Annotated in this window: 22 protein-coding genes; 19 read left to right on the forward strand and 3 right to left on the reverse strand. The window is 35.9% G+C overall.

The features are described from left to right. Nucleotides 1-283: hypothetical protein (locus tag B9T66_RS02120; protein WP_095627353.1), on the forward strand; the 283-nt coding region annotated here is incomplete at its 5' end. 23 nt (nt 284-306) lie between these two features. Here the strand turns inward: B9T66_RS02120 and B9T66_RS02125 are convergent. Continuing rightward, nucleotides 307-921 (reverse strand): LysE family translocator, encoded by a 615-nt coding sequence (locus B9T66_RS02125; RefSeq protein ID WP_180763312.1) that lies wholly within the window; start codon nt 919-921, stop codon nt 307-309. An 18-nt stretch (nt 922-939) separates the two neighbouring features. Next, nucleotides 940-1,788: a ferritin-like domain-containing protein gene (locus B9T66_RS02130; protein ID WP_095627355.1), complete on the reverse strand. Its 849-nt coding sequence runs from the start codon at nt 1,786-1,788 to the stop codon at nt 940-942. A gap of 59 nt (nt 1,789-1,847) precedes the next feature. Here B9T66_RS02130 and B9T66_RS02135 point away from each other — a divergent pair, with 59 nt between their 5' ends. The 12 genes from B9T66_RS02135 (at nt 1,848) to B9T66_RS02190 (ending at nt 12,851) form a co-directional block, all read left to right on the forward strand. Beyond that, the gene (locus B9T66_RS02135) at nt 1,848-2,657 is read left to right on the forward strand and encodes a class I SAM-dependent methyltransferase (protein WP_095627356.1); all 810 of its coding nucleotides are present in this window, start codon (nt 1,848-1,850) and stop codon (nt 2,655-2,657) included. Nucleotides 2,658-2,708: 51 nt separating this feature from the next. After that, entirely contained in the window at nt 2,709-3,044 is a 336-nt protein-coding gene (locus B9T66_RS02140) for a rhodanese-like domain-containing protein (protein WP_095627357.1), read from the forward strand. 67 nt (nt 3,045-3,111) lie between these two features. Further along, nucleotides 3,112-3,411 carry a YggT family protein gene (locus tag B9T66_RS02145; protein ID WP_095627358.1) on the forward strand — a complete coding sequence of 100 codons (300 nt, stop codon included), beginning with the start codon at nt 3,112-3,114 and terminating at the stop codon, nt 3,409-3,411. Beyond that, nucleotides 3,404-5,038, forward strand: a complete 1,635-nt coding sequence (locus B9T66_RS02150) for a lytic transglycosylase domain-containing protein (RefSeq protein ID WP_095627359.1) — start codon at nt 3,404-3,406, stop codon at nt 5,036-5,038. Before B9T66_RS02145 ends, B9T66_RS02150 begins: the two co-directional genes overlap by 8 nt. 16 nt (nt 5,039-5,054) lie before the next feature. Continuing rightward, nucleotides 5,055-5,879 (forward strand): UTP--glucose-1-phosphate uridylyltransferase GalU, encoded by an 825-nt coding sequence (galU, locus tag B9T66_RS02155; protein ID WP_095627360.1) that lies wholly within the window; start codon nt 5,055-5,057, stop codon nt 5,877-5,879. 52 nt (nt 5,880-5,931) lie between these two features. Further along, nucleotides 5,932-6,300 (forward strand): hypothetical protein, encoded by a 369-nt coding sequence (locus B9T66_RS02160; RefSeq protein WP_095627361.1) that lies wholly within the window; start codon nt 5,932-5,934, stop codon nt 6,298-6,300. Nucleotides 6,301-6,311: 11 nt separating this feature from the next. Beyond that, nucleotides 6,312-7,577, forward strand: a complete 1,266-nt coding sequence (gene murA / locus B9T66_RS02165) for a UDP-N-acetylglucosamine 1-carboxyvinyltransferase (RefSeq protein WP_095627362.1) — start codon at nt 6,312-6,314, stop codon at nt 7,575-7,577. Between the two features lie 68 nt (nt 7,578-7,645). Continuing rightward, entirely contained in the window at nt 7,646-8,944 is a 1,299-nt protein-coding gene (locus B9T66_RS02170) for an outer membrane family protein (RefSeq protein WP_095627363.1), read from the forward strand. Nucleotides 8,945-8,961: 17 nt separating this feature from the next. Further along, nucleotides 8,962-10,647, forward strand: coding sequence for a DNA primase (dnaG, locus tag B9T66_RS02175; protein ID WP_095627364.1), 1,686 nt, complete (start codon nt 8,962-8,964; stop codon nt 10,645-10,647). Beyond that, nucleotides 10,622-11,674, forward strand: coding sequence for a 7-cyano-7-deazaguanine synthase (locus B9T66_RS02180; RefSeq protein ID WP_095627365.1), 1,053 nt, complete (start codon nt 10,622-10,624; stop codon nt 11,672-11,674). The genes dnaG and B9T66_RS02180 overlap by 26 nt, the downstream gene beginning before the upstream one ends. Nucleotides 11,675-11,695: 21 nt before the next feature. Then, nucleotides 11,696-11,995: a YciI family protein gene (locus tag B9T66_RS02185; protein WP_095627366.1), complete on the forward strand. Its 300-nt coding sequence runs from the start codon at nt 11,696-11,698 to the stop codon at nt 11,993-11,995. Nucleotides 11,996-12,020: 25 nt separating this feature from the next. Then, a complete protein-coding gene (locus B9T66_RS02190; RefSeq protein ID WP_095627367.1) occupies nt 12,021-12,851 on the forward strand; it encodes a hypothetical protein in 831 nt (276 codons plus the stop codon). On the opposite strand, the gene ruvC is transcribed toward B9T66_RS02190, so the two are convergent. Then, on the reverse strand, nt 12,848-13,321 hold the full coding sequence (ruvC, locus tag B9T66_RS02195) for a crossover junction endodeoxyribonuclease RuvC (protein ID WP_095627368.1): 474 nt from the start codon (nt 13,319-13,321) through the stop codon (nt 12,848-12,850). The genes B9T66_RS02190 and ruvC overlap by 4 nt on opposite strands. A gap of 105 nt (nt 13,322-13,426) precedes the next feature. Between ruvC and dnaA the strand changes: the two genes are divergently transcribed. From dnaA to groES, 6 genes are all read left to right on the forward strand, one after another. After that, nucleotides 13,427-14,752 carry a chromosomal replication initiator protein DnaA gene (gene dnaA / locus B9T66_RS02200; protein WP_095627369.1) on the forward strand — a complete coding sequence of 442 codons (1,326 nt, stop codon included), beginning with the start codon at nt 13,427-13,429 and terminating at the stop codon, nt 14,750-14,752. 197 nt (nt 14,753-14,949) lie between these two features. After that, nucleotides 14,950-16,014 carry a DNA polymerase III subunit beta gene (dnaN, locus tag B9T66_RS02205; protein ID WP_095627370.1) on the forward strand — a complete coding sequence of 355 codons (1,065 nt, stop codon included), beginning with the start codon at nt 14,950-14,952 and terminating at the stop codon, nt 16,012-16,014. Between the two features lie 22 nt (nt 16,015-16,036). Next, a complete protein-coding gene (gyrB, locus tag B9T66_RS02210) occupies nt 16,037-18,349 on the forward strand; it encodes a DNA topoisomerase (ATP-hydrolyzing) subunit B (RefSeq protein WP_095627371.1) in 2,313 nt (770 codons plus the stop codon). Further along, on the forward strand, nt 18,350-21,067 hold the full coding sequence (gene polA / locus B9T66_RS02215) for a DNA polymerase I (RefSeq protein WP_095627372.1): 2,718 nt from the start codon (nt 18,350-18,352) through the stop codon (nt 21,065-21,067). Between the two features lie 64 nt (nt 21,068-21,131). Then, nucleotides 21,132-23,075, forward strand: a complete 1,944-nt coding sequence (rpoD, locus tag B9T66_RS02220) for an RNA polymerase sigma factor RpoD (RefSeq protein ID WP_374220120.1) — start codon at nt 21,132-21,134, stop codon at nt 23,073-23,075. Nucleotides 23,076-23,258: 183 nt separating this feature from the next. After that, on the forward strand, nt 23,259-23,534 hold the full coding sequence (groES, locus tag B9T66_RS02225) for a co-chaperone GroES (RefSeq protein ID WP_095627373.1): 276 nt from the start codon (nt 23,259-23,261) through the stop codon (nt 23,532-23,534). Nucleotides 23,535-23,561 lie beyond the last annotated feature (27 nt).

A 23,561-nucleotide genomic window follows, 5' to 3' on the forward strand; every position in this document is an offset into this window, starting at 1 on the left:
TTATGTCGCAGCGGATGATGCAAATTATTATGCTTACACATTAAGCAAATATCTTGAAACAAATGGCATAGAATTTAAACATGTTGCGCGTCTTGATTCACATCGCACAAAGCTTGTGTTTCCAAATGAAAGTATAGATATTGCAAATCTCAAGTGGTTATATGAATATTATTTGTATCAAAAAGGCAAAAAGCCTTATAAACTTATGGATATTTCCGCTCCAGAAGATGAAATCAACAAGTATTTTAACATTAGTAATCCAAAATATCCCAAGAGACAATGAAATCAAAAAACCCAAAAAAACAACTAACTATACAAAATATGCCATATCGCATAAAACAAATATGCACCAAAAAACGCAAACAATACACCACAAAGCCTATCTATCCACATAAACATCTTTTGCGTGAGATAAGCTCTAAGCACATTTCCTAGCACAATCACACCCAAAAATGGCAAACTCAATGCACAAAAAAGCACCATAATACGCTCCCCCAAATCTACCTCCATAAAAGGAACAATAATCGTGGCAAAAAATAACAATGCCTTAGGATTAGAAAGATTGATACCCAACGCCTTGAAATATAATCCCAACAAAGCCCGAAAATCCTTATCTTGTGGGCGTTGATTAATTTGTGTTATCGCACCCTTATAATCCACATTTACCAACAACACATACGCAAGATACGCCAAATAAACACCGCCTACAAACATAAGGGCAATCTGCACAAATACATTGCCCAAAACATAGCTAAGCCCCAAATACAAAGCGCCCATAAATACAACCCAGCCACTTGCGATACCCAAAAATGCGACAAAAGCCGCTCGCATACCTAAACATAAACTTGTCCGCAAAACAAGTAAAATATCAGGACCAGGTGTCAATGCCCCCACAAAGCCTATAACAAAAATTCCAAGCAATCCAAATGTTCCATGTATTTATTTCCTTGATAGTCTTCTTTCGCTTTGCTTTGCATAAAATGCCTGCAAAGATTCTAACTCCATAATGCTAAAACCTGCTTGCAATCTCGCATCAACATTGAGAATCTTCCCTGCAAGACTAAAATGTTCAAACCTTTCGCATAATGCAACAAAAGGCTGTGGAGTGGGCATATCTTGTTGGGCATACTTCCACCATATATCTCCTTTTTGCACATGACCCACCTCATCACGCAAAATAATCTCAAATACTTCTGCAATCTTAGATTTAAATGGGAGGTTTGTTTGCATAAGTTTTTGCAACACAAAAGGATTGGCATCTAATCCCTTTGCTTCCAACCCACGATGCACCACTCCCATACGCCACTCCAAACTTGCCTGTGTTGCCTGCATTGCCTCAAAAAGCGTATTATGCACAGGAAACGCACCATATACAGAATCTAACTCACCTAAAAGCTCCTCCAAAAGCCCAAAATGTTTCAACTCCTCATCTGCCACGCTAAGCCAATCCATATAAAATGCCAAAGGCATATCCCTAAAACGATAACAAGCATCAAGTGCCAAAATAATCGCACTAGCTTCTATATGCGTTACAGAATGCAAGACCTTTGCCAAGGCAAGTTTAGATTTAGCGTGATTTGGGCGGCGAATCTTAAGTGCAGAGGTATTATTATCGCGCATAATCCACAAGCTTTCTAAATCCGAACTTGGACGCACGCAAGTGCTTGATGTAAAATCTACGCATCCTCGCTTGACATCATCATAAAAGGGCATAAATTTTTCTCGTATTTGGGTAAAACTTGTGCTTTGGAGTATGTCCTCTAATGCTTCAAAAAACGCTACTTTCATAGGCGAAATTATAGCGATTTTTAGTATAATCTCCCAAAAACTAATACCAAGGAGTGTTTATGCAATGCAAGATTTGTTCAAGTCCGGTGGAAAAGGCATTTGAAGCTGAGATTCTTCAAAAATACCAAGAAGGATTCTATAAATGCCAATCCTGCGGATTTCTTGGGGCAGATGAGGCACACTGGCTCTCTGAAGCCTACACAAATGCTATAAACGCTTCTGATACAGGAATTGTGGCTAGAAATCTCTCACTATACAAAATAGTTAGTCTTATTGCCTATAACATCTTTGGTTTCCGATCCAAAAATGTAATTGGGGGGGGGGTGAGCACACTTGTTGATTTTGGCGGTGGCACTGGATTGCTTGTTCGTCTCTTGCGTGATGTTGGTATTGAAGCATTTTGGCAAGATGAATATTGTCAAAATATTTTTGCACGTGGATTTGAATGGGATTGCAACACAAAGCCGACGCTATTAACGAGTTTTGAAGTTTTTGAACATCTTCCAAATCCCATGGAGCAAATCTCTACTATGTTTGCTGTATGTCCCAATATCTTGTTTTCTACAGAATTACTTCCCTGTCCCATTCCTCAATATAATGGCAAGGATACTTGGTGGTATTATGGCTTTGAACATGGACAACATATTAGTTTCTACACAAAACAAACTCTCGAATATATAGCCAAGCAAAAAGGTGTGTTCCTATCCTCATATAGAGGCATTCATTTATTTAGTCAGCACAAAGTCAATCCTGTATTGTTTGCTGCACTCATACGCTTTGCCAACAAAGGAGCATTTTGGATTCTCAAACATTTTTTACAAAGCAAAACGCTTAGCGACCATCAACTACTCTCTACCGCGCTACGCTAATTAACAAACTTTGACTACAATACCCACAAATTACTCAGGTGGAGAATCTTCATGGAATTTAAAGGCAAAAACAATCCCTCATTAGCAAACCCAATTTATGCGCCAGATTTAACAACAATGGAATTTGATATCATCGATATTCGCGATGAAAGCGATTATGGCTATGCACATATAAAAAATTCTCAACATTTCAATAACGCACAAGATGTCTATAACTACGCGCAAAAACACAAAGACAAAAATATCTTGCTTGTTTGCTATAGTGGTCATACAGCTAGTGTGTTAGGGAGTCATCTTGTAGAAGCTGGGTGTGAAAATATCTATTATTTTGACGATTATTTCACACATTTTGAGCTTTTGGGCTTGCTCAACACACAACAATCCTAAAGATTTCAAAGCCTACCAAAAGCACTCTAAACAAAATGCAAATGTCTCAACACCACAAGGAGTGATAATGATTCTTGGCACATTTTTACAAGCAATCGCAACCATAGCAAGTATGTTGCTTAATCTCTACATTTGGATTCTTATCATTGCCACGCTCATTAGTTGGGTGCGTCCTGATCCATACAACCCTATTGTGCAAGTCCTTTATCGCCTAAGTGAGCCAGTTTTTGCTAGAGTGCGCAAACTAATACCCACCAACATAGGAGGACTAGATTTTGCGCCACTTATTGTCATTGTAGCGCTCAAGTTTATTGACCTCACACTAATACAGATTCTCTATAGATTTGCCAAGGCATATAATGCATAAAAAACTTGCTTATGTTGTAGCATTGTGGAGTATTTTTACCATACAAGCCATTGCCCAAGAAATTACCCTAAAATTTTTAGAATCCAAGCCCAAAGGGTTAGCGCGGGATTTTTATATTTGGCGTTTTCTTAGTGATGAAAATACTTCTTTGCAAGATGCACTCAAAGCCTATGAACTCGTCTATAGAAAAACCCCAAAACTCACAGCACTCCTAGAAAAAAAAGGTATGCCACACGAATTACCAAGGGAGCTGCATTGCAAAAATTTAAGTTTTGAATCTTTGCTAAAAGAAGATCAAGAATGTATCAACTATGGCTTAAAACTAAGCCTCATTCCAAATCTCTCACCACAACAATTACATGCCCTAAAAGCAAAAATCTCCTCAAACAAAGCCCTTAGCCAAAAAGTAGAGATTCTAAGCTCTAAGATGGTGCTTACAAAAATGCTCCAAAGTGATGCCAAAACCTTTGCGCAAATCTATAACGCACTTACCCAAAAACAACGCGAAAAATTCATAAATCAAGCTATCAAACCCCAAAGGTTAAAAAAACTTGCTGATGAAAATATCCCAGCATTTAACAAAATGCTCCAAGGCATTATTCTTTCGGATTCTTTGCCTAAATTTAAAAAATCCCTGCTTAATGCGCATATCACCAATGCAAATCCCTATACGCTTTTTTTGCTTGGCATGCATGAGCTTATGGCAAACAACAAACAAAATGCACTCACATATTTTAAGCTTACACACAATGCTAGTAAGGATATGTTTTTGCAAGATAAGGCGCTTTTTTGGCAATATTATGTCAGCAAGGATAAAAAAATCCTCTCCAAACTTGCACAAAGCACAAATCTTGATATTTACACAATTTATGCCAACCAAAAACTCAAACAAACGCCACAATACACAATCATTGCTGATTTCACACCTTTAAGCAAGAAAAAACCTCCCTTTAATATACAAGATCCCTTTGAATGGGAAATTTTACGCTCCAATCTCTCGCAAGTTACAGACCCAAAAGCACTTGATGAACTCACACAAGAATTTGCCTTTGCAGATTCTCTAGCTCATATGGCTTATGTGCATAATCGCGCAACAAAATACCAAAACAATTACTTCCTCTCTCCTTTTGCACAAAACATAAAATGGAAAAATACTCACCAAAAATCACTAACCTATGCAATCGCTAGACAAGAGAGTAATTTTCTTCCCGCACTTATTTCAACTTCTTATGCGCTAGGTATGATGCAAATTATGCCCTTTAATGTCGAGCCATTTACAAAAAGTATGGGGCTTAAGGACATCAAATTAGAAGATATGTTTAATCCTATCATTGCTTTGGAATTTGGGAGATTCTATCTTGATGAGTTAGAGCGAGAGTTTAAGCACCCACTTTTTGTGGCATATGCTTATAATGGAGGTCCGGGGTTTTTGCGTCGCACACTCCAACAAAAAAAACTTTTTCTAAAAAAACGAGAATACGAGCCGTGGCTAAGTATGGAGCTTATTCCTTATGAAGAATCTCGCATATATGGGCTAAAAGTCCTTGCAAATTATATTGTTTATCAAGAACTTTTTGGTAATAATGCCAATTTGGAAGAATTACTCAAGACAACTTTAATCAACTAACCCTTAAGGAGTTTTTATGATCGATAAATGTTTATTTCCAGCAGCAGGATATGGGACACGATTTTTACCCGCCACAAAGGCAATGCCAAAAGAAATGCTCCCTATTTTAGTAAAACCACTTATTCAATACGGCGTAGAAGAAGCATTAGAAGCTGGGTGTCATACGATGGCAATCGTAACTGGGCGTGGTAAAAGAGCGATTGAAGATCACTTTGATAGAAATTATGAGCTTGAGCACCAAATCGAGGGAACAGACAAAGAAGAATTGCTCAAAGACATTAGACGCCTTACAAATCTTTGCAAATTCTCTTACACACGACAAGAAGAAATGAAGGGATTAGGACATGCTATTCTCACTGGCGAAGTGCTCATCGGACAAGAACCTTTTGCAGTAATATTGGCTGATGACTTATGTGTCAATCATGGCTCACAAGGTGTTTTATCGCAAATGGTAGATCTTTATAAACGCTATCGTTGCTCCATTGTGGCTATTGAGGAAGTAGAAAAAAAAGAAGTAGATAAATATGGGATTATAGACGGAGAAATGATAGAAGAGGGCGTGTATCGTGTTAATAATATGATTGAAAAGCCTAGCGTAGATTCTGCCCCTAGCAACCTCGCTATCATTGGGCGCTATATCCTCACCCCTGATATTTTTGATATTTTGCGTGTTACCAAGCCGGGAAAAAAAGGTGAGATTCAAATCACTGATGCCTTGTTAGAACAAGCCAAACAAGGAAGAGTGCTTGCCTATAAATTCCAAGGTTCTCGCTATGATTGTGGTTCAATAGATGGCTATGTCAGAGCCACAACAGATTTATTTAAAACTTTTAAACCCTAAATCTGCTTCATAAATGTTTGATATATTTTTTTATGTGATGTGTTGGCTAGTGATGTTTATCCTAGCCTTACCTATTATGTTTGCCGGACTCTTAAGCGTAGCGCTTGAAAATGATGACAAACCGATAGTAAAAAATCCACTTATGGAATTATATAAAGAGATTCTCGCGCACAAAGATGACAAAGAAAAGATACAAGAAAACTATCAAACTTTTACCAAAAACTTTAACACATGTCCTCCAAATAGCCCCAATTTTGATACTTGGCTAAATATTATCTATAATCTTTCAATCAATTCTGTTCTTATGGAAGCCGATGAGGTGGCGAAATTTCGAGATATGCTAGAAGACGCAAATCCAAGCATTGCAAAAGCTATCCAAAACAAAATAGGCAGTGCCCTACAACATAGAGAAAAACTATAAAGGAGTGTCTTATGGACTATCTTACCATTACCCAATCCCCAATCTTAAGCGGTGAAGTTGCCATTTCAGGAGCCAAAAATGCCGCGCTCCCACTTTTAGCCCTCACATTGCTTAGCAAAGAAGATGTGCGCATATCCAATCTACCAAATGTCGCAGATGTCAAGACACTCTCAAAGCTCTTAGAACACTTAGGCGCACATATAGAAATGCTAGATTCACACACGCTTAACATCAATTGCGCTAATATCATTCACACAAAAGCACTCTATGATATTGTGCGTAAAATGCGTGCTTCTATCCTAGTGCTAGGACCATTATTGGCGCGTTTTAGAAAATGTCAGGTGAGTTTGCCCGGAGGCTGTGCCATAGGTGCGCGTCCTGTAGATTTGCACCTCAAAGCCATGGAAAAAATGGGCGCTCATATCCATATTGAGGGTGGCTATATCATCGCGAATGCGCCAAATGGCTTGCAAGGCGCAGATATTTTATTTGACAAAATCTCGGTAACAGGAAGTGAAAATGTTATCATGGCGGCGGCTTTGGCTAAAGGTAAAACGCGCATTATCAATGCTGCCAAAGAACCTGAAGTGGTGCAACTTTGTGAGATATTAGCACACAATGGCATAGAAATTGAGGGTATAGGTAGCAATGAAATTTCTATCTATGGAAGTGATGGTGAGCTTCCTGTGTTTAAGCCTTTTAGCGTGATTCCAGATAGGATAGAAGCTGGCACATATCTTTGTGCAGGAGCTATCACAAACTCACGCATTACGCTACGCGATACCGATAGCACACATCTCCAAGCGGTTTTAGAAAAATTAGAAGAAATTGGCTTTAGTTTTGAGATTACAGAATCTAGCATTACCATACTTCCAGCACAAAAACGCAATGCCTTTGAAATCATCACGACAGAATACCCCGGATTCCCAACCGATATGCAAGCGCAATTTATGGCACTTGCTACGCAATGTGAGGGCGTGAGTGTGATAGAAGAGCGTTTATTTGAAAATAGATTCATGCATGTAAGCGAACTCCAAAGACTTGGTGCGGATATCAAACTATCAGGCAATATCGCAAAGGTAAGTGGCGTAAAGCCACTCATAGGGGCGAATGTTATGGCAACAGACTTGCGCGCATCTTCAGCGCTTGTATTAGCCGCTCTTATTGCGAAAGGAAGCACAGATATACACAGAATCTATCATCTAGATAGAGGTTATGAGGACTTAGAATCTAAACTCAAAAGATTGGGGGTGAATCTAACAAGACAAGGAGAATAATCTCTTAGAATGACAAAACTTATCACATTACTTGTGAAACTTTTAAATGTAAATACAAAGGAGTAAGGATGAAAAAACACATTTTGACACTAGTAACTTTGGGAGTCTTTGGAAACTTTGGGCTTTATGCAGATACACTACAACATCTTGATGTTGATCTTGGTCATCATCACCACCATCACGATAGCGATCCTGTAGATTTTCATGCCAATGTCGGAATCTTTGGTAAAAGCTCGGCATTTGCTTCAGCACGAGACAATGCGAGGCGAGATTCATATTCAATGCTATATTCACATGTGCTCATGAAAGCACAAGCATTTGAAACACTAGATTTTGGACTTGGAATCACTGCATTTGCACCTTTTAGTATGGATACAAACTTTGCAGGCACACCATTTGAATATATAGGCTCAAAATTTGTCACAAATAATGCCTATGTAGCCTTTGAAAAAAAATTTGAAAATATAGATTTTGGCATCAAAGCCGGAAGATTTGAAGATGAGTTTGATTGGGTGGGTCATTCGTTGCAAGGCGCATATGGTTACATACAAAATCCTTATGCAAAACTCTATGGACTTTGGGTAGATGAACAAGCCCATATAACACGAGAGTTTTCCACAGACTTTAACTTTTATCAACACATGTATGACAACAAAAATCTTTTTGTAGGGGGATTAAATTTCACTCTACCATTTATTGAATTCGCGCCATTTGTATATCATATGCAAGAATTTTTTGATGTCTTTGGAGGCAAGGTCATACTTTCATTTGGAGGAGTTGATAGTTGGCATACTTCAACGCTTTTGCATTATGCATACCTAAACTCTACATATTCACATACCACACACCAAGATCACGATCATGCGCATGATGATGGGCATGGACATACCACCGGTGAAAGAGGTGATACATTCCTTGCATGGTTAGAGCAAACCATTGCGTATAAAAATTTTCTAGAATTTGGTGCTGGATACCAAAAAGTGGGAAATCACTTCTTTGAATTAGCCAATATGGGTTCTGTTTCGCGCTTTGAAGCACATAACCACTCACATAATGGTTTTGGGGTGATTCAGCCTGGCGGTATGCATAGCGGAAGCCAAACAACAAATATGTATGAAGATCATACTAATACAATCTATGGCTTTATAGACATTGGTTTTTCAAAAGGTGCGATAGAAATACTTGGTCGTGATAGTCGTAGCACACATAGGACACAAAGCGCCTATTCTCTAGGAGTGCGCTACTCTGCAACACTCGACTTAGAGCTTGGGCTTATTGGTGTTTATATGTTAGAAAACAAAAAAGAAGAGCAAACAGGCACTATAAATAGAAGTTTTGGAAAGGCATATATCCAATATAGCTTTTAAACCTTGGGGTATCAAGTATGAGAATTAGCAAAGATTCTATAGAGCGATTAAAAGAGCAAGTAGATATTGTGGATATTATTGGTTCATATATTGATCTTAAGCGTTCTGGGAGCAATTTCTCTGCTTGTTGTCCTTTTCACAATGAAAAAACACCAAGCTTTATGGTAAGTCCTGCAAAAAATATTTTTCATTGCTATGGTTGTGGTGTAGGTGGTGATAGTATTGCCTTTGTCATGCAGTATGAAAAACTAGATTTTGCTCCAGCCATAGAACGCATAGCAGAAATGAGTAATTTCAAACTCCAATATGAAAATAACTACCAAAAAAAGAGTGAATCTAACTTATTAGAAGATATGGCAAGATTCTATCAACAGCAACTTCACAATAACCCTCAAATGCTTGAATATCTCCAAAATCGCAAAATTTCTAGCGCAAGTATAGAATCTTTTCGGTTAGGCTTTAGTCCTCAAAGTTTTGAGAGTATGAAATTTATCAACACAAATCACAGCCACGACAAACAAGAAGCCTTAGAGCTTGGTATCATTGGCAAAGATGAGCAGAGGGAATACGCACGATTTACACAACGCATTATGTTTCCAATCCATTCGCCAAATGGAAAAATCGTAGGTTTTGGCGGACGCAGCATAGATTCTAGTGCAATGGCAAAATATATCAACTCCCCACAAAGCAAGATTTTTAATAAATCAAAATTACTCTATGGTTATCACATAGCCAAAGAATCTATCTATCGTGAAAAAAAAATCATTGTGTGTGAAGGATATATTGATGTGATAATGCTTCATCAAGCCGGATTTAGAAACGCAGTGGCAACGCTAGGCACAGCCCTTACAAATGAACATATTCCGCTTCTTAAAAAAGGCGATCCACAAATAATCCTAAGCTATGATGGCGATAAAGCCGGTATGAATGCCGCCTTTAGGGCTGCCAAAATGCTAAGCAGTATTAGTGCGAGCGGTGGTGTAGTTATTTTTGGTAATAATCTTGATCCTGCTGATATGGTTGCACAAAACAAACTTGAAGAACTCAAAACACTATTTATGCACCCAGTGAGCTTTATAGAATTTGTGATTGAACAAATTATTGCAAACTATACTCTCACTGATCCCCTCCAAAAACAACACGCACTTACTGAAATTACAGCTTTTACCAAAACACTTACCCCATTACTTCAGGCAGAATATATACCTTTTATTGCCCAACGATTACGCATAGCACCAAATCTCATCAAAATTCATCGGCACAACACTAAACAAGAAGTCATTTTGCATCAAGATTCACAAAAATATCTCGCCGAAAGTGTGCTAATACGCACATTACTAGAAAATCCAGAGTGGATTAATATCGCAGCAGAATATCTAGAACCAAATATTTTTGAACACCACGCTAGAGAATATCTTTTACTTTTGCAAGACCAAGACACCAATGAGGACATTACAAAAAATCCTTATTTTCGCCCATTGCTTATTGATGAAAACATTAAAAAACTCCAAACACTCCAAGAGTTTAAGGAACATATAAAACTTCTCGTGTTAAAAGCATACAAAAAAGATCTAGCACTCATACCAAGGCTTAATATCCATACCAAACACAAGCTAGAATCTATTAACACGCTTAAAGACAAAATAGCTAAACTTACAAAAGGAGAACTTATCAGTTATGAAAAAAGCATTAGCACTCTTTAGTGGAGGTTGTGATAGTCTCATTGCTATGAAACTACTCAAAGATCAAGGCATAGAAGTTATTGCTGTGCATTTTAATATAGGATTTGGTGGTAATAAAGACAAGCTCGAGTATTTCAAAAATGCTACGGCACAAATCCCTGTGGAGCTTAAAATTATTGATATTAGAAAGCAGTTTTTTGATTCTGTGCTGTTTAAACCAAAATATGGGTATGGAAAATATTTTAATCCCTGTATTGATTGTCATGCTAATATGTTTGGTAATGCCTTTTCGTATTTACTTGAATGCGGTGCGGATTTTGTCATTAGTGGAGAAGTGCTAGGACAACGACCAAAGTCTCAACGCGCTCAAGCACTCGATGAGGTAAAAAAACTCGTACGTGAGATTGGCAAAGATCCTAAATTTGACAAAATTCTTAGTCGTGATGGCAGTGATCCAAATAAACCAAAAACTCTTGATGAATTACTCTTACGCCCTATGAGTGCCAAACTCCTTACACCAAGTTTTCCTGAAAAAATGGGCTGGGTGGATCGTGAAAAGCTCTTAGATGTCAATGGACGGGGACGCACAAGACAATTAGAAATGATAAAGGCTTATGGGTTTAAATATTATGAAAAGCCCGGTGGTGGTTGTTTGCTAACCCAAGATTCTATTGCGCTTAAAATCAAAGATCTCACAGCTCATAGAAAAATGTTTTTTGAAGATGTAGAGATGATAAAAGTAGGGCGATATATGGTGCTAGAAAATGGCGCTAGGTGTGTGATTGGACGCAATGAAGAAGAAAATAAAAAACTCCAAGCACCAAATCCAATGATGGAGCAAATTGTTTTATTAGATTCTGTAGGACCTATAGGGCTTATTGAAAAAAACGCGTCCAAAGAAGATAAACTCTTAGGCGCACAAATTGTGTTAGGCTATGCTAAGACACAAGATGGCGTAGAATACAAAGTGCGTGTTGGTGATGAGATATTTTGCACACAAAGCTTGCATAAAGATAAAAGTGCACAATATTTGCTTTTAAAATCTTAAATCATATAACAAGGAGCAAAAATGAAAAATCTTTTTTGTATTTTGGTGACTTACACAAAACCCATACATGAAATCGAGCAAATTTTGGCAGAACATCGTGCATATTTACAAAAAGGCTATGATGCAGGATTTTTGCTTGTTTCTGGTCCACAGAATCCAAAAGTAGGTGGTTGCATTATAGGGCATTTTGCAGACAAAGATGCAGCTATTGCTTTTACACACAATGATCCTTATTATCTCAATAATGCTGCAACATATGAGATTATAGAATTTAGCCCCGTGCTACACGCAAAATGTATCAAAGAATTTGTGCAAGATTAACAACAAAAGAACATAAAGGGTAAAAATGAAAAAAAATCTCTCATTAGTCTTACTAATGTGCGTGGGAGTGGGCATAGGTGTTGGGATTTCTGAAATATATAAACACACACATGAACAAAAATTTATCCCCAACCAATACACTCCACAAGATTCAGATATAGATTTAGCACAAGCACAGAATCTAGAGCAATCCACTCAAGAATCCACAGAATCTACACTAGATTCTGCCATTACACAAGATTCTACACAAGACAAGCCTATATCAGAATCTAGAGATTCTACAGAATCTACAGATCCCAATGCACAAACTCCACAAACAAACACGATAGATTCTAAACCAGATACTGCCATTGCACAAGATATATTTTATAAAACACACCAAATTCCACAATTTCAAGAATACCCCGCAACTATGTATCAAGGACAATTTATGAAAGCTGATGAAAGCTGTATAAATTGTGAGGGTGGTCCACAAGAAGCACTAAAGCGAGGAGTTATTGATTTTGCTGGTAAGTATGCTCTCTACACACTTAAGCCAAATAATGGAGAAATAATCCTTGGTGCGGTGAATGTAGAAAATGGTGAAGTGCTAGAATTTCCTACACTCTACAAAGAGGTAGCACCACCTTTTAACCTCAATGTGTTTGCAAAACCACAAAGCAATCTCATATGGGTGCAAGGAGTAGATTCTAAAAATAATGACATATATACAATAGCGGCTTATGTTTTTAAAAATGGAAGTTTTCAAAAGATTCAAAGCTTTGAGATTGGCTTTAGTGCTTCTGAAAATCTCACTCCACAACCTTTACAACAAGATTCTTCTAATTCATCTGAACAAGGTATCGTGGTCTTTTAGGGCTGTTTTAGACGCTGTGAGTGTGTGATTGCTACAGCTATAGCATCGGTAATATCAAGGGGTTTAATCTCACCCTTGATGCGTAAAAGACGCTTTACCATAAAAGCTACTTGTGTTTTATCTGCCTTGCCATTGCCTGTGAGAGCCTTTTTGACTTGCAATGGTGTATATTCTGCAAAATTGCCAAAATCTTGCAAAATCTTTAAACTCAATGCTCCACGAAATTGAGCAAGTTTAATAACACTCTTTGGATTATAGGCATAAAACATATCTTCTATAGCCACCTCATCAATTTTATGCGTTTGTAAAATAATATCAAGCCCTTCGATAAATTCCACAATTTGGGCTTGTAAAACACGCTCTTTAATCTTAATAAATCCCGCTTCAACAAGCTTTAGCGTATTATTTGTATAACTAATCACTGCATAACCACAATTTCTTGTTCCTGGGTCTATCCCTAAAATTTGCATCTTTAATCCATTTTAAAAGTTTTTTTTTCTATGATTTCAGCAACTTTTCACATATTTTTCACATATTTTTCCACAATCCACAGAGTGTATCAAGAAAGGCATTTTATGAGTATTAATGATATATTAGAACAACTTAAAAAAGAAATATCTCAACACGAATATGATACATATTTTAAGATTCTAGAATTCGATGAAAACGCCTCTAGAGATGATTTACTAGTCTTTTATGCACCAAATAGTATTGTGGCAGATTGGATTGAAATACACTATCTTGATAAGCTTATATCTTGTGCCCAAGAAATCACAGGTATCCCGCCAAAAATTCACATAAAAACAAAAAAACTCACAAATGTTGTGAAAAGTTTAAAAAACAATAAAAATGCAAAAAATTCTGAATCTTCCCAACAAGCACACATCAATTATCAAGAAACTTTTGAAAACTTTGTAGTAGGGAAATCCAATCATCTTGCGTGGGATTCTTGTCAAAAAGTCGTGGAGGTCCGAGGACGCATTAATCCTTTGCTTATCTATGGTCATACCGGTGTAGGCAAAACGCATTTATTAAATGCCATTGCAAATTCTGTGAGAGAAAAAAATGAAAAAGTGATTTTAGTTACCGCCGAACAATTTCTAAATGATTTCCAGCTACGCCTACATAATAGGACAATGGATACATTTCGCAATATTTATAGAAAATGTGATTATTTGCTAATTGATGATGTCCAATTTTTTGGAGGCAAAGATCAAATTTGTGAAGAATTTCATAATACCTTTAATGCCCTGCACCAAGAAAGAAAACAAATTGTTATGACAAGCGATCAGCCACCAAAAAAAATTCGAGGTTTAGAAGAAAGGCTGCGTTCGCGATTTGAAGGGGGAATTGTCATAGAGATTGAAAAAACTGATTTAGATACAAAAAAAGAGATTATCCGCTCAAAATGTAATCTAAATTCTATCGTTCTTGATGATGAAACGATCAACTTTATCGCTACCAAGCTTGATAACTCCAGACAGATTCTAGGGATTATCCAAAATATCAACCTCCAATCCAACCTAAACCCAGATGTCAAAAAAATCGAAATTGCCACAAGTGTGATGAAAACATACCAAAGAGACATCTCAGAAAATATCACAATAGATAAGATTCTCTTTTTTGTAGGCAAGGAACTTAACATTAAACCAAGTGAAATAACCTCAAAAGGAAAAAATCAGCGTATAGCTAAAGCACGCAGAATCGCGACATACCTCACACGAAAACTTACACATAATTCTATGCCACTCATTGCTAATGAACTTAATATGAAAGACCATAGCTCTGTAAGTAAGGCAATAAAAGCTATGGAAGAAGCTATAAAAGAAGATGAAAATCTTAAAAACATCGTTGAAGAAATAGAAAACAACATAAAAAACGACAATATCCCACAAGTTTAAAGCAACACCAAAACAATTTTAGGTATAATTTAGGGCTTTTTTGAGTAAGAGATGGGAATAAATGTGAAAAATATAACAAAACATTGTGAAATGTTTTTTACTACAAAAGTCAGTAAAATAGGCAAAAATAAAAACATTTCACATTTTCACAAGCTCTACTACTGCTACTAAAAATTATTTACATAAAAGGGGATATGATGAAACTTAGCATTTCAAAAACACCTTTTGAGATCATACTCTCAAACTTCCAAAGCTTCTTAGAAAAACGAGATATTTCACAAATCACTTCGCACATTTATTTTGAGTGTATCAACAATACATTGATTTTAAGAGCTACAGATTATGAAATAGCTATTCAATCCCAAATAGAAGTTCAAATGCAAGAAGAAGGTAAAGCTACTGCAAATGGACGAGACATTTTAAATTTTATCAAAAACCTTAAAGAAGGTGATGTTACACTAGAAACACAAGATGATTTACTTGTTATCAAACAAGGACGATCAAAATCAAGTCTCCAAATGTTTAATGTGCATGAATTTCCAAATCTCCCAGAATTTTCCCAATCTCAACAAATCAATATAGAATCTCATAAATTCCTTAGTTCAATCAAAAAAATCAATTCAACTGCTGAAACAAATAATGCCAAATTCGAATTAAATGGTGCTTTTTTAGACATCAAAGAATATTCTATAAACTTTGTAGCTACAGATACAAGACGCCTTGCTATTGTTAAATACGACACTCAAGGTATCAATACACTTTCTCTCATCATTCCTAAACGCGCTATGAATGAGATTCAAAAGCTTTTTGTCGATAACATAGAAATCTTTTTTAATGCGACATATATTATTATCAAATCTCCAACATATCTATTCTTTAGCAAAGTTATCAATGCTAAATACCCAGATTATGAAAAAATTATCCCAAAAAGCTTTAAAAACACTCTCAAACTTCCAAAAGACAAATTTATTGAATCTATTAAGATTGTAAGTTCTTTGTCAAGCAAAATCAAAATCACACTTAATGCTAATGAGATTCTCTTTGAATCTATTAGCGATAGAAACCACAAAGCAAGCACACAAATTGATATTCAAACAGGTATACAAGAAGAATTTACATTTGGTGTAGATTCTAAAAATATCACAGATTTCTTGGCACAAGTGGATTCAGCAGAATTTACTATGGCACTAAATGAACAAAATTCTCCATTAACTCTTATAGATAATAACTTTAGCACAATCATTATGCCTATTATTTTATAGCATTGTAGGGAGCTAGTAAAGTATGCAAGATTATAGTGGGAAGAATATTAAAGTCCTAAAAGGACTTGAAGCCGTTAGAAAACGACCGGGAATGTATATTGGTGATACCAATATTGGTGGATTACACCATATGGTTTATGAAGTTGTGGATAATTCTATCGATGAAGCTATGGCAGGCTTTTGTGATACGATCAAAGTCACATTAACAAGTGAGGGTAGCGCCGTTATAGAAGATAATGGACGCGGGATTCCAGTAGATATTCATCCTACAGAAAATATTCCAACTGCTACCGTTGTTTTGACAATCTTACACGCAGGTGGAAAGTTTGACCAAGATTCTTATAAAGTCTCTGGTGGTTTGCATGGTGTGGGTGTATCGGTAGTTAATGCTCTTTCTTCTAAATTGATTATGACTATCAAAAAAGATGGCAACATCTATCGCCAAGAATTTGCCAAAGGTATTCCACAATCAGAATTAGAAATTATTGGCAAAACAAATGAGCAAGGCACGACAATAGAGTTTTTCCCAGATGGCGAAATTATGGAAGTGTTAGAGTTTAACAGAGAGACTTTAGCGCGTCGTTTTAAAGAGATTGCTTATTTAAATAAAAACATCACTATCACATTTTTTGATGAACGAAGTGGTGTGGAGGAAGTTTATCACTTTGAAGGTGGGCTTTTACAATTCGTTCAAGATTTAAATCATAAACCTTTGGTTTCTCAAATTATTAATTTTGAAACCAATGATCAAGATGTAGAAGTAGAAATTGCTTTAGCCTATAATGATGGATATGATGAGAAAGTCTTAAGTTTTGTGAATAATATCCGCACTCCAGAGGGTGGAACACACGAAGCAGGTTTTAGAGCGGGGCTTTCTAGAGCGATTATGAATTATATCGAGGCTAATGCCAATGCGCGTGAGAAAGATTCTAAAGTTACAGGTGATGATGTCCGTGAAGGTTTGGTAGCTATCGTTTCGACAAAAGTTATTGAGCCGCAATTTGAGGGACAAACAAAGGGTAAATTAGGAAGTTCATTTGTTAAACCTATAGTTCAAAAGCTTACCTATGAAAAACTCAATAAATTTTTTGAAGAAAATCCAAATGATGCAAAAGCGATTATGCAAAAAGCTATTATGGCGGCTCGTGGTCGTGAAGCTGCCAAAAAAGCAAGGGATTTAACACGCAAAAAAGAAAGTTTTTCTGTAGGCACATTGCCAGGAAAACTCGCAGATTGTCAAAGCAAAGATCCAGCTGAATCTGAAATTTATCTTGTGGAAGGGGATTCTGCAGGTGGTAGTGCAAAGCAAGGTCGTGATAGAGGATATCAAGCGATTTTGCCATTGCGTGGAAAGATTCTCAATGTCGAAAAATCTCGCCTTGATAAGATTCTAAAATCTGATGAAATCAAAAATATGATTACAGCCTTTGGGTGTGGCATAGGTGATGAGTTTAATATCGAAAAATTGCGTTATCACAAAATTATCATTATGACGGATGCTGATGTTGATGGTAGCCATATTCAAACGCTTTTGATGACATTTTTTTATCGTTATCTTAAACCACTTATCCAAAATGGACATATTTATATTGCCCAACCACCACTTTTTAGATTTAAAAAAGGCAAAAAAGAGGTGTATTTAAAAGATGAAAAAGCATTGAGTGAATATCTCATCGAAAATGGGATTGGAAATTTTGAGTTTGAGGGTATAGGAAATACCGAGCTTTTGGAGATTTTAAAGTATATTTCTCATTATCGTTTTGTATTAAAAGAGCTTGAGAAACAATATCCAATGCTTGAAGCCATAAAATTTCTTATCCAAAACCCAGAGATTCACACTAATGAGTATCAAAAGCTTTTTATAGAGCTTGAAAAGTTTTTACAAACACAAGAGTGCAATATTTTGAATAAGGAAATTACACAAACGCATTTGCGACTTTATGTGCAAACTCGTGTAGGACTTGTGGAGCTTTTGATTGATGAGAATCTATGGAGTAATAATTTCTTTAAAGAAGGCTTATCAGTTTATAAAAATATACAAGATAGGGGACTAAGTTTTTTGCAAGATAAAGATCCTATTGCATTGCTTGAAGAGATAGAATCTAGCGCCAAAAAAGATGCTTATATCCAAAGATATAAAGGTTTGGGAGAAATGAATCCAGAACAACTTTGGGAAACAACAATGACTCCAGCCAATAGAACGCTCCTTCGTGTGAGTTTAGAAGATGATGTGAGTGCTGATGAGGTTTTCACACTCTTTATGGGTGATGAAGTCGAACCTCGAAGATTATATATCCAAAATAACGCAAAGAATGTCAAACACCTAGATGTATAGATGAAAACTCTCACAATCATAGATACTTTTGGGTTTTTTTTTCGTTCTTTTTATGCCCTGCCACCATTAAAAAATAAAGAAGGCTTTCCCACAGGTCTTTTATTAGGATTTTGTAATCTTTTAAATAATCTTTATAAAGATAAAAATTGTGATTATATTCTTTTTGCTTTAGAGGGACAGGGTAAAAATCGTCGAAAGATTCTTGATCCACGTTATAAACAAAACCGCCAAGAAGTCCCAAAAGAGCTACTTTTACAACTTCCTATTGCAATTGAGTGGATTCAAAAAATGGGTTTTGTCAATCTAAGTGTAGATGGATATGAGGCTGATGATGTGATCGCTTCTGTAAGTGTTTTGGCACATAAAAAGGGCTTAAATGTGCGTATCATTAGCCACGATAAAGATTTGTATCAACTTATAGATTCACAAACTTATATCTATGATCCTATCAAAAAAATAGAGATACACGAGGAGCAATGTCAGGAAAAATTTGGCGTTTTACCTTGCGAGTTTATTGATTATCAAAGTCTTGTTGGAGATAGTAGCGATAATGTTGCAGGTGTCAAAGGTATAGGTGCCAAAAGCGCACAAAAACTTATCAAACATTTTCAGAATCTAGAATCTTTATATCAACGAAGTGATGAAATAGCCCAAGTTTTAACGCCGCGGTTACAAAAAATTATTTTAGATTCTAAAGATGAAGCATTTCTTGCAAAATCTCTTGTAACTTTAGTAAAAGATATACCATTAGAAATAGATTTTGCCCAGTGTGCAATGCCAAGTCAAAATCCGCTTTTAACAATTGTTGATGCATTGCATAAATATGAATTTAATGGGATTCTTACAAAGATTCAAGGTCCAAAATATAATTCTCTCTCTACTGCCCCAAGTTTTAAGAATGCTACGCTTTCACAACAAATTTCACAATCTAGCACTTTTACCTATGAATATGAAATGATAGATTCACAATCCACACTTTTTGCGCTTATACAATCTATTCCAAAAGATGCACTTATAGCCTTTGATACTGAAAGTGATGGGCTTGATACAAAAGAAGCAAATATTGTGGGTTTTAGTTTTAGTATCGATGGACATAAAGGCTATTATGTGCCATTGGGGCATACTTATTTAGGTGTCCAGACACAAATAGATAAACAAAGTGCTAAAGTTGCTTTGGAAAGTATTTTTTCTCATACACTTATAGGACATAATCTTAAATTTGATATAGCACTTGTGTATCATAATTTTGGTATCAAACCACAAAATACCATTATTGATACGATGGTTTTGGCTTGGCTTTTAGATAGTGCAAAGCCAGTAGGACTTGATAAACAAATGTTGCAATGGTTTGGGTATAAGATGATTAGCTTTGAAGAGATTGTAGATAAAAAGCAAACTTTTGCAAATGTGGATATCAATCTTGCTTCACAATATGCCGCTGAAGATGCAGTAGCAACATATTGTTTGTATAAGCGTTTAAAACAAGAATTTGAACAAAGAGGGCTTGAACCTATCTTAGAACTTGCTAGAGAGTTAGAATTTCCTTTTATAAATGTTTTGGTGCAAATGGAGATGGAAGGTATCAAGATTGATACGACATTATTTGAATCATACAATAAAGATTTCACAAAGATTCTGCATTCTCTCACACAGCAAATCTATGAATGTGCGGGAGAAAATTTTAATATTAATTCTCCACAGCAACTCTCCCAAATTCTTTTTACAAAGCTTGGATTACAAAGTGGGCGTAGTGTCAAAGGGGGACTTAGCACAGATGAGCACACATTAAGCAATATAGCCCATTCTCACCCTATCATACCACTTGTGCTTGATTATCGTGAAATGAATAAATTAAAAAATACCTATATTGAACCACTTTTAAAATATGCTAATAAAAATGCTGAACATAAAATTTATACTTCATTTTTGCAGACAGGCACGGTAACAGGACGCCTAAGCTCTAAATCCCCAAATCTTCAAAATATCCCCGTTCGTAGCGAATATGGTCGCAAGATTCGTAAAGGGTTTATAGCAAAAGAGGGACATAAATTAATTAGTGTGGATTATTCGCAAATAGAATTGCGACTTCTTGCACATTTTAGTCAAGATTCACATCTTATAGAAGCCTTTAAACAGCAAAAAGATATACACTATGAAACAGCTTTGCGACTTTTTGGTGAAGATCAAGCGCACAATAAACGCTTTATTGCCAAAACGATTAATTTTGGGCTTATTTATGGTATGGGTGCGCGTAAGCTTAGTGAAACACTAAAAATCACTCACAAGGAAGCAAAGGAATATATTGAAAGTTATTTTAAACTTTTCCCAACGGTCAAAGACTATCTACATAATCAAAAAGAATTTTTGCTTGAAAATGGTTATACACAAACTCTTTTAGGGCGTAGACGATATTTTGATTTTAGCGATGCTACGGAATTTATGAAAGCAAATTATATCCGTGAGGGCATAAATTGTATTTTTCAAGGCAGCGCAGCCGATTTGATTAAGCTATGTATGTATAAAATTTATCAACATTACCAAAATACTGAATTACAAATGCTTTTACAAGTGCATGATGAGTTGATTTTCCAAGCTCCAGAATCAAAGGTTGGGGAGTTTTTGCCCCATATAGAATCTCTTATGAATTCTATTTACACACTTTTAGTGCCACTTAAATGTAGCGTGAGTGTGGGAGATAATTGGGCGGATTTGAAGTAGATTCTACAAAATTTTACAAAAATGCCGATGTTAGAGGCTAAAAACTTTTTGCAAAGGAAGTGTGATGACAAAAGAAATGTTTGATGATGAAAAAGATATAGACATGAATTTAGATGGTGATATGCCCAAAATTGCCGATAAGCAAAACAAAAAAGCCAAAGAGGTTATGCAAAGTTTAGAGGCATTTTTTAAAGAAGAAGAGAGTAGCTATGTCACATATGAAAAAATTGCACAAATTCTTGCCAAAGCACCAAGTGCCGCACAAGTGCGCAAGATTAGAGAAATGGCTAAAAAATATAAAAAAGAATTGTTAAGTTCCTCTGAGGCAGCAAAAAAACTCAATATTGAAGATCAAATAAAATCGCAAGAAGAGCGTAAAAAAATCATTGATGATGAACTTGAAGATGAATTTGACTTTGCCAAAGAGCGAGAGTTATTAGAATGGAGTAGAAGTGATAGTCCAGTGCGTATGTATCTGCGTGAAATGGGGCAGATTCCGCTTTTGACAAAAGAAGAGGAAGTTGATCTTTCTAAAAAGATTGAATTAGGTGAAAGCACGATACTTGATGCGATTTGTTCGGTGCCATATTTGATTGATTTTATTTATGATTACAAAGATGCACTTATAAATCGTGAGCGACGCGTTAAGGAACTTTTTAAAAGCTTTGAAGATGAGGAAGAGGAAGATTCTGAAGAAGAAATTGATGAGCTTGAAAATGAAGAAGATTCTGCTACTAAAAAGCCAATAAACAAAAAAGATCAAAAACGCATAGAAAAAGTGTTAGAGAATTTTAAGGCACTTGATAAAGCAAAAAGAGATTGGCTTAAAGTATTAAACGCTCAAGAGGAAGAGGCACAAAAAGACGAAGATGAAGATGAGCTTGTTTATATTTTGCTTTTGGCACATAAAAAACAGATTCTCAAAGAAAAATTACTAGATTTGGGACCAACAAGTAAGCTTATAAATGAGCTTGTTAAAGCAATGGAAAATACTCTAAAAAGTGGCGATGGTTTTGAGAAGGAATTAAAAAGACTTGAATATAAGCTACCTCTTTTTAATGAGGCGCTTATCAATAATCATAAAAAAATCTTAGAAAATATCACAAATATGAGTCGCGAGGAAATTGCTGCTGCGGTGCCAGAAACGACTATGATAAGCGTGTATATTGAGCTTAAGAAACTTTTTCAGACAAAAGAAGCGAGTGAAGGGGGCTTTAATCTTGAGCCAGAAAAATTAAAAGAGATTCTTGAGCAAATAAAGCGGGGTAAAAATATCTCTGATAAAGCAAAAGCAAAAATGGCGCGATCAAACTTGCGCCTTGTGGTGAGTATCGCCAAGCGCTATACAAATCGCGGATTGCCATTTTTGGATCTCATACAAGAGGGCAATATAGGGCTTATGAAAGCTGTTGATAAATTTGAATACAAAAAGGGCTTTAAATTTTCGACATATGCGACTTGGTGGATTAGACAAGCTATTTCTCGTGCAATTGCCGATCAAGCACGCACGATTAGAATCCCTATCCATATGATAGAAACAATTAATAGAATCCATAAAATTATGCGTAAATATATACAAGAACATGGAAAAGAGCCAGATGTAGAATTTATCGCTCAAGAAGTTGGACTTCCTGTAGATAAAGTTAAGAATGTGATTAAGATTACTAAAGAACCAATAAGCCTTGATGCGCCTATAGGAAATGATGATGATGGGAAATTTGGGGATTTTGTAGAGGATAAAAGTTCTATGGGACCTATGGATTTTATCCTAAAAGAGGACCTAAAAGCACAAATTTATGAGGTATTAGATCAACTTAATGATCGCGAAAGAGCAGTTATTAGAATGCGTTTTGGGTTACTTGATGATGAAAGTGATAGAACGCTAGAAGAAATTGGCAAAGAGTTAAATGTAACACGTGAGCGTGTGCGCCAAATAGAATCTAGTGCGATAAAGAAACTCAAACACCCAAAAGTAGGGCGCAAACTCAAAAATTATATAGAAGAATAAGGTTCTTATTATGCCATTATGTTAAAACTTTAAATGTTTTAACATAATAAACTTTAGTCTTTTATACTAAACTTTTTTTATTCATTTACTATAAGATATTGACTTATTTAATAAAATCCATTAAAATTATCGCACTTAAGTTTTTTAAGTGCTAATTATTTACATTACTCACAAGGAGAAACTATGAAATTCACACCGCTTGGAGAGAGAGTTCTCATACAGAGATTAGAAGAAGATACTAAAACAAGCTCAGGCATTATTATCCCAGACAATGCTAAAGAAAAGCCTCTTATGGGAAAAATTAAAGCTTTGGGTGAAAAAGCTACTAAAGAATGTCCAGCACTCAAAAAAGATCAAGTTGTTATGTTTGAAAAATACAAAGGTAGCGAAATCAAACTAGACAATGAAGAATATATCGTGCTAGAAGTTGAAGATATTCTAGGTATTATTGAAAAATAACTTTACAACATAAATTTACATTAAGGA

The sequence above is a fragment of the Helicobacter sp. TUL genome (assembly GCF_002287135.1).
In the GTDB taxonomy this organism is placed as follows: domain Bacteria; phylum Campylobacterota; class Campylobacteria; order Campylobacterales; family Helicobacteraceae; genus Helicobacter_F.

Coding starts and splice junctions, on each gene's coding strand:
- polA (WP_095627372.1), top strand. CDS start 18,350: ATGAAAACTCTCACAATCATAGATACTTTTGGGTTTTTTTTTCGTTCT.
- groES (WP_095627373.1), top strand. CDS start 23,259: ATGAAATTCACACCGCTTGGAGAGAGAGTTCTCATACAGAGATTAGAA.
- B9T66_RS02180 (WP_095627365.1), top strand. CDS start 10,622: ATGAAAAAAGCATTAGCACTCTTTAGTGGAGGTTGTGATAGTCTCATT.
- murA (WP_095627362.1), top strand. CDS start 6,312: ATGGACTATCTTACCATTACCCAATCCCCAATCTTAAGCGGTGAAGTT.
- B9T66_RS02170 (WP_095627363.1), top strand. CDS start 7,646: ATGAAAAAACACATTTTGACACTAGTAACTTTGGGAGTCTTTGGAAAC.
- B9T66_RS02190 (WP_095627367.1), top strand. CDS start 12,021: ATGAAAAAAAATCTCTCATTAGTCTTACTAATGTGCGTGGGAGTGGGC.
- gyrB (WP_095627371.1), top strand. CDS start 16,037: ATGCAAGATTATAGTGGGAAGAATATTAAAGTCCTAAAAGGACTTGAA.
- ruvC (WP_095627368.1), bottom strand. CDS start 13,321: ATGCAAATTTTAGGGATAGACCCAGGAACAAGAAATTGTGGTTATGCA.
- galU (WP_095627360.1), top strand. CDS start 5,055: ATGATCGATAAATGTTTATTTCCAGCAGCAGGATATGGGACACGATTT.
- B9T66_RS02145 (WP_095627358.1), top strand. CDS start 3,112: ATGATTCTTGGCACATTTTTACAAGCAATCGCAACCATAGCAAGTATG.
- B9T66_RS02140 (WP_095627357.1), top strand. CDS start 2,709: ATGGAATTTAAAGGCAAAAACAATCCCTCATTAGCAAACCCAATTTAT.
- dnaN (WP_095627370.1), top strand. CDS start 14,950: ATGAAACTTAGCATTTCAAAAACACCTTTTGAGATCATACTCTCAAAC.
- dnaA (WP_095627369.1), top strand. CDS start 13,427: ATGAGTATTAATGATATATTAGAACAACTTAAAAAAGAAATATCTCAA.
- B9T66_RS02135 (WP_095627356.1), top strand. CDS start 1,848: ATGCAATGCAAGATTTGTTCAAGTCCGGTGGAAAAGGCATTTGAAGCT.
- rpoD (WP_374220120.1), top strand. CDS start 21,132: ATGACAAAAGAAATGTTTGATGATGAAAAAGATATAGACATGAATTTA.
- B9T66_RS02160 (WP_095627361.1), top strand. CDS start 5,932: ATGTTTATCCTAGCCTTACCTATTATGTTTGCCGGACTCTTAAGCGTA.
- dnaG (WP_095627364.1), top strand. CDS start 8,962: ATGAGAATTAGCAAAGATTCTATAGAGCGATTAAAAGAGCAAGTAGAT.
- B9T66_RS02185 (WP_095627366.1), top strand. CDS start 11,696: ATGAAAAATCTTTTTTGTATTTTGGTGACTTACACAAAACCCATACAT.
- B9T66_RS02130 (WP_095627355.1), bottom strand. CDS start 1,788: ATGAAAGTAGCGTTTTTTGAAGCATTAGAGGACATACTCCAAAGCACA.
- B9T66_RS02150 (WP_095627359.1), top strand. CDS start 3,404: ATGCATAAAAAACTTGCTTATGTTGTAGCATTGTGGAGTATTTTTACC.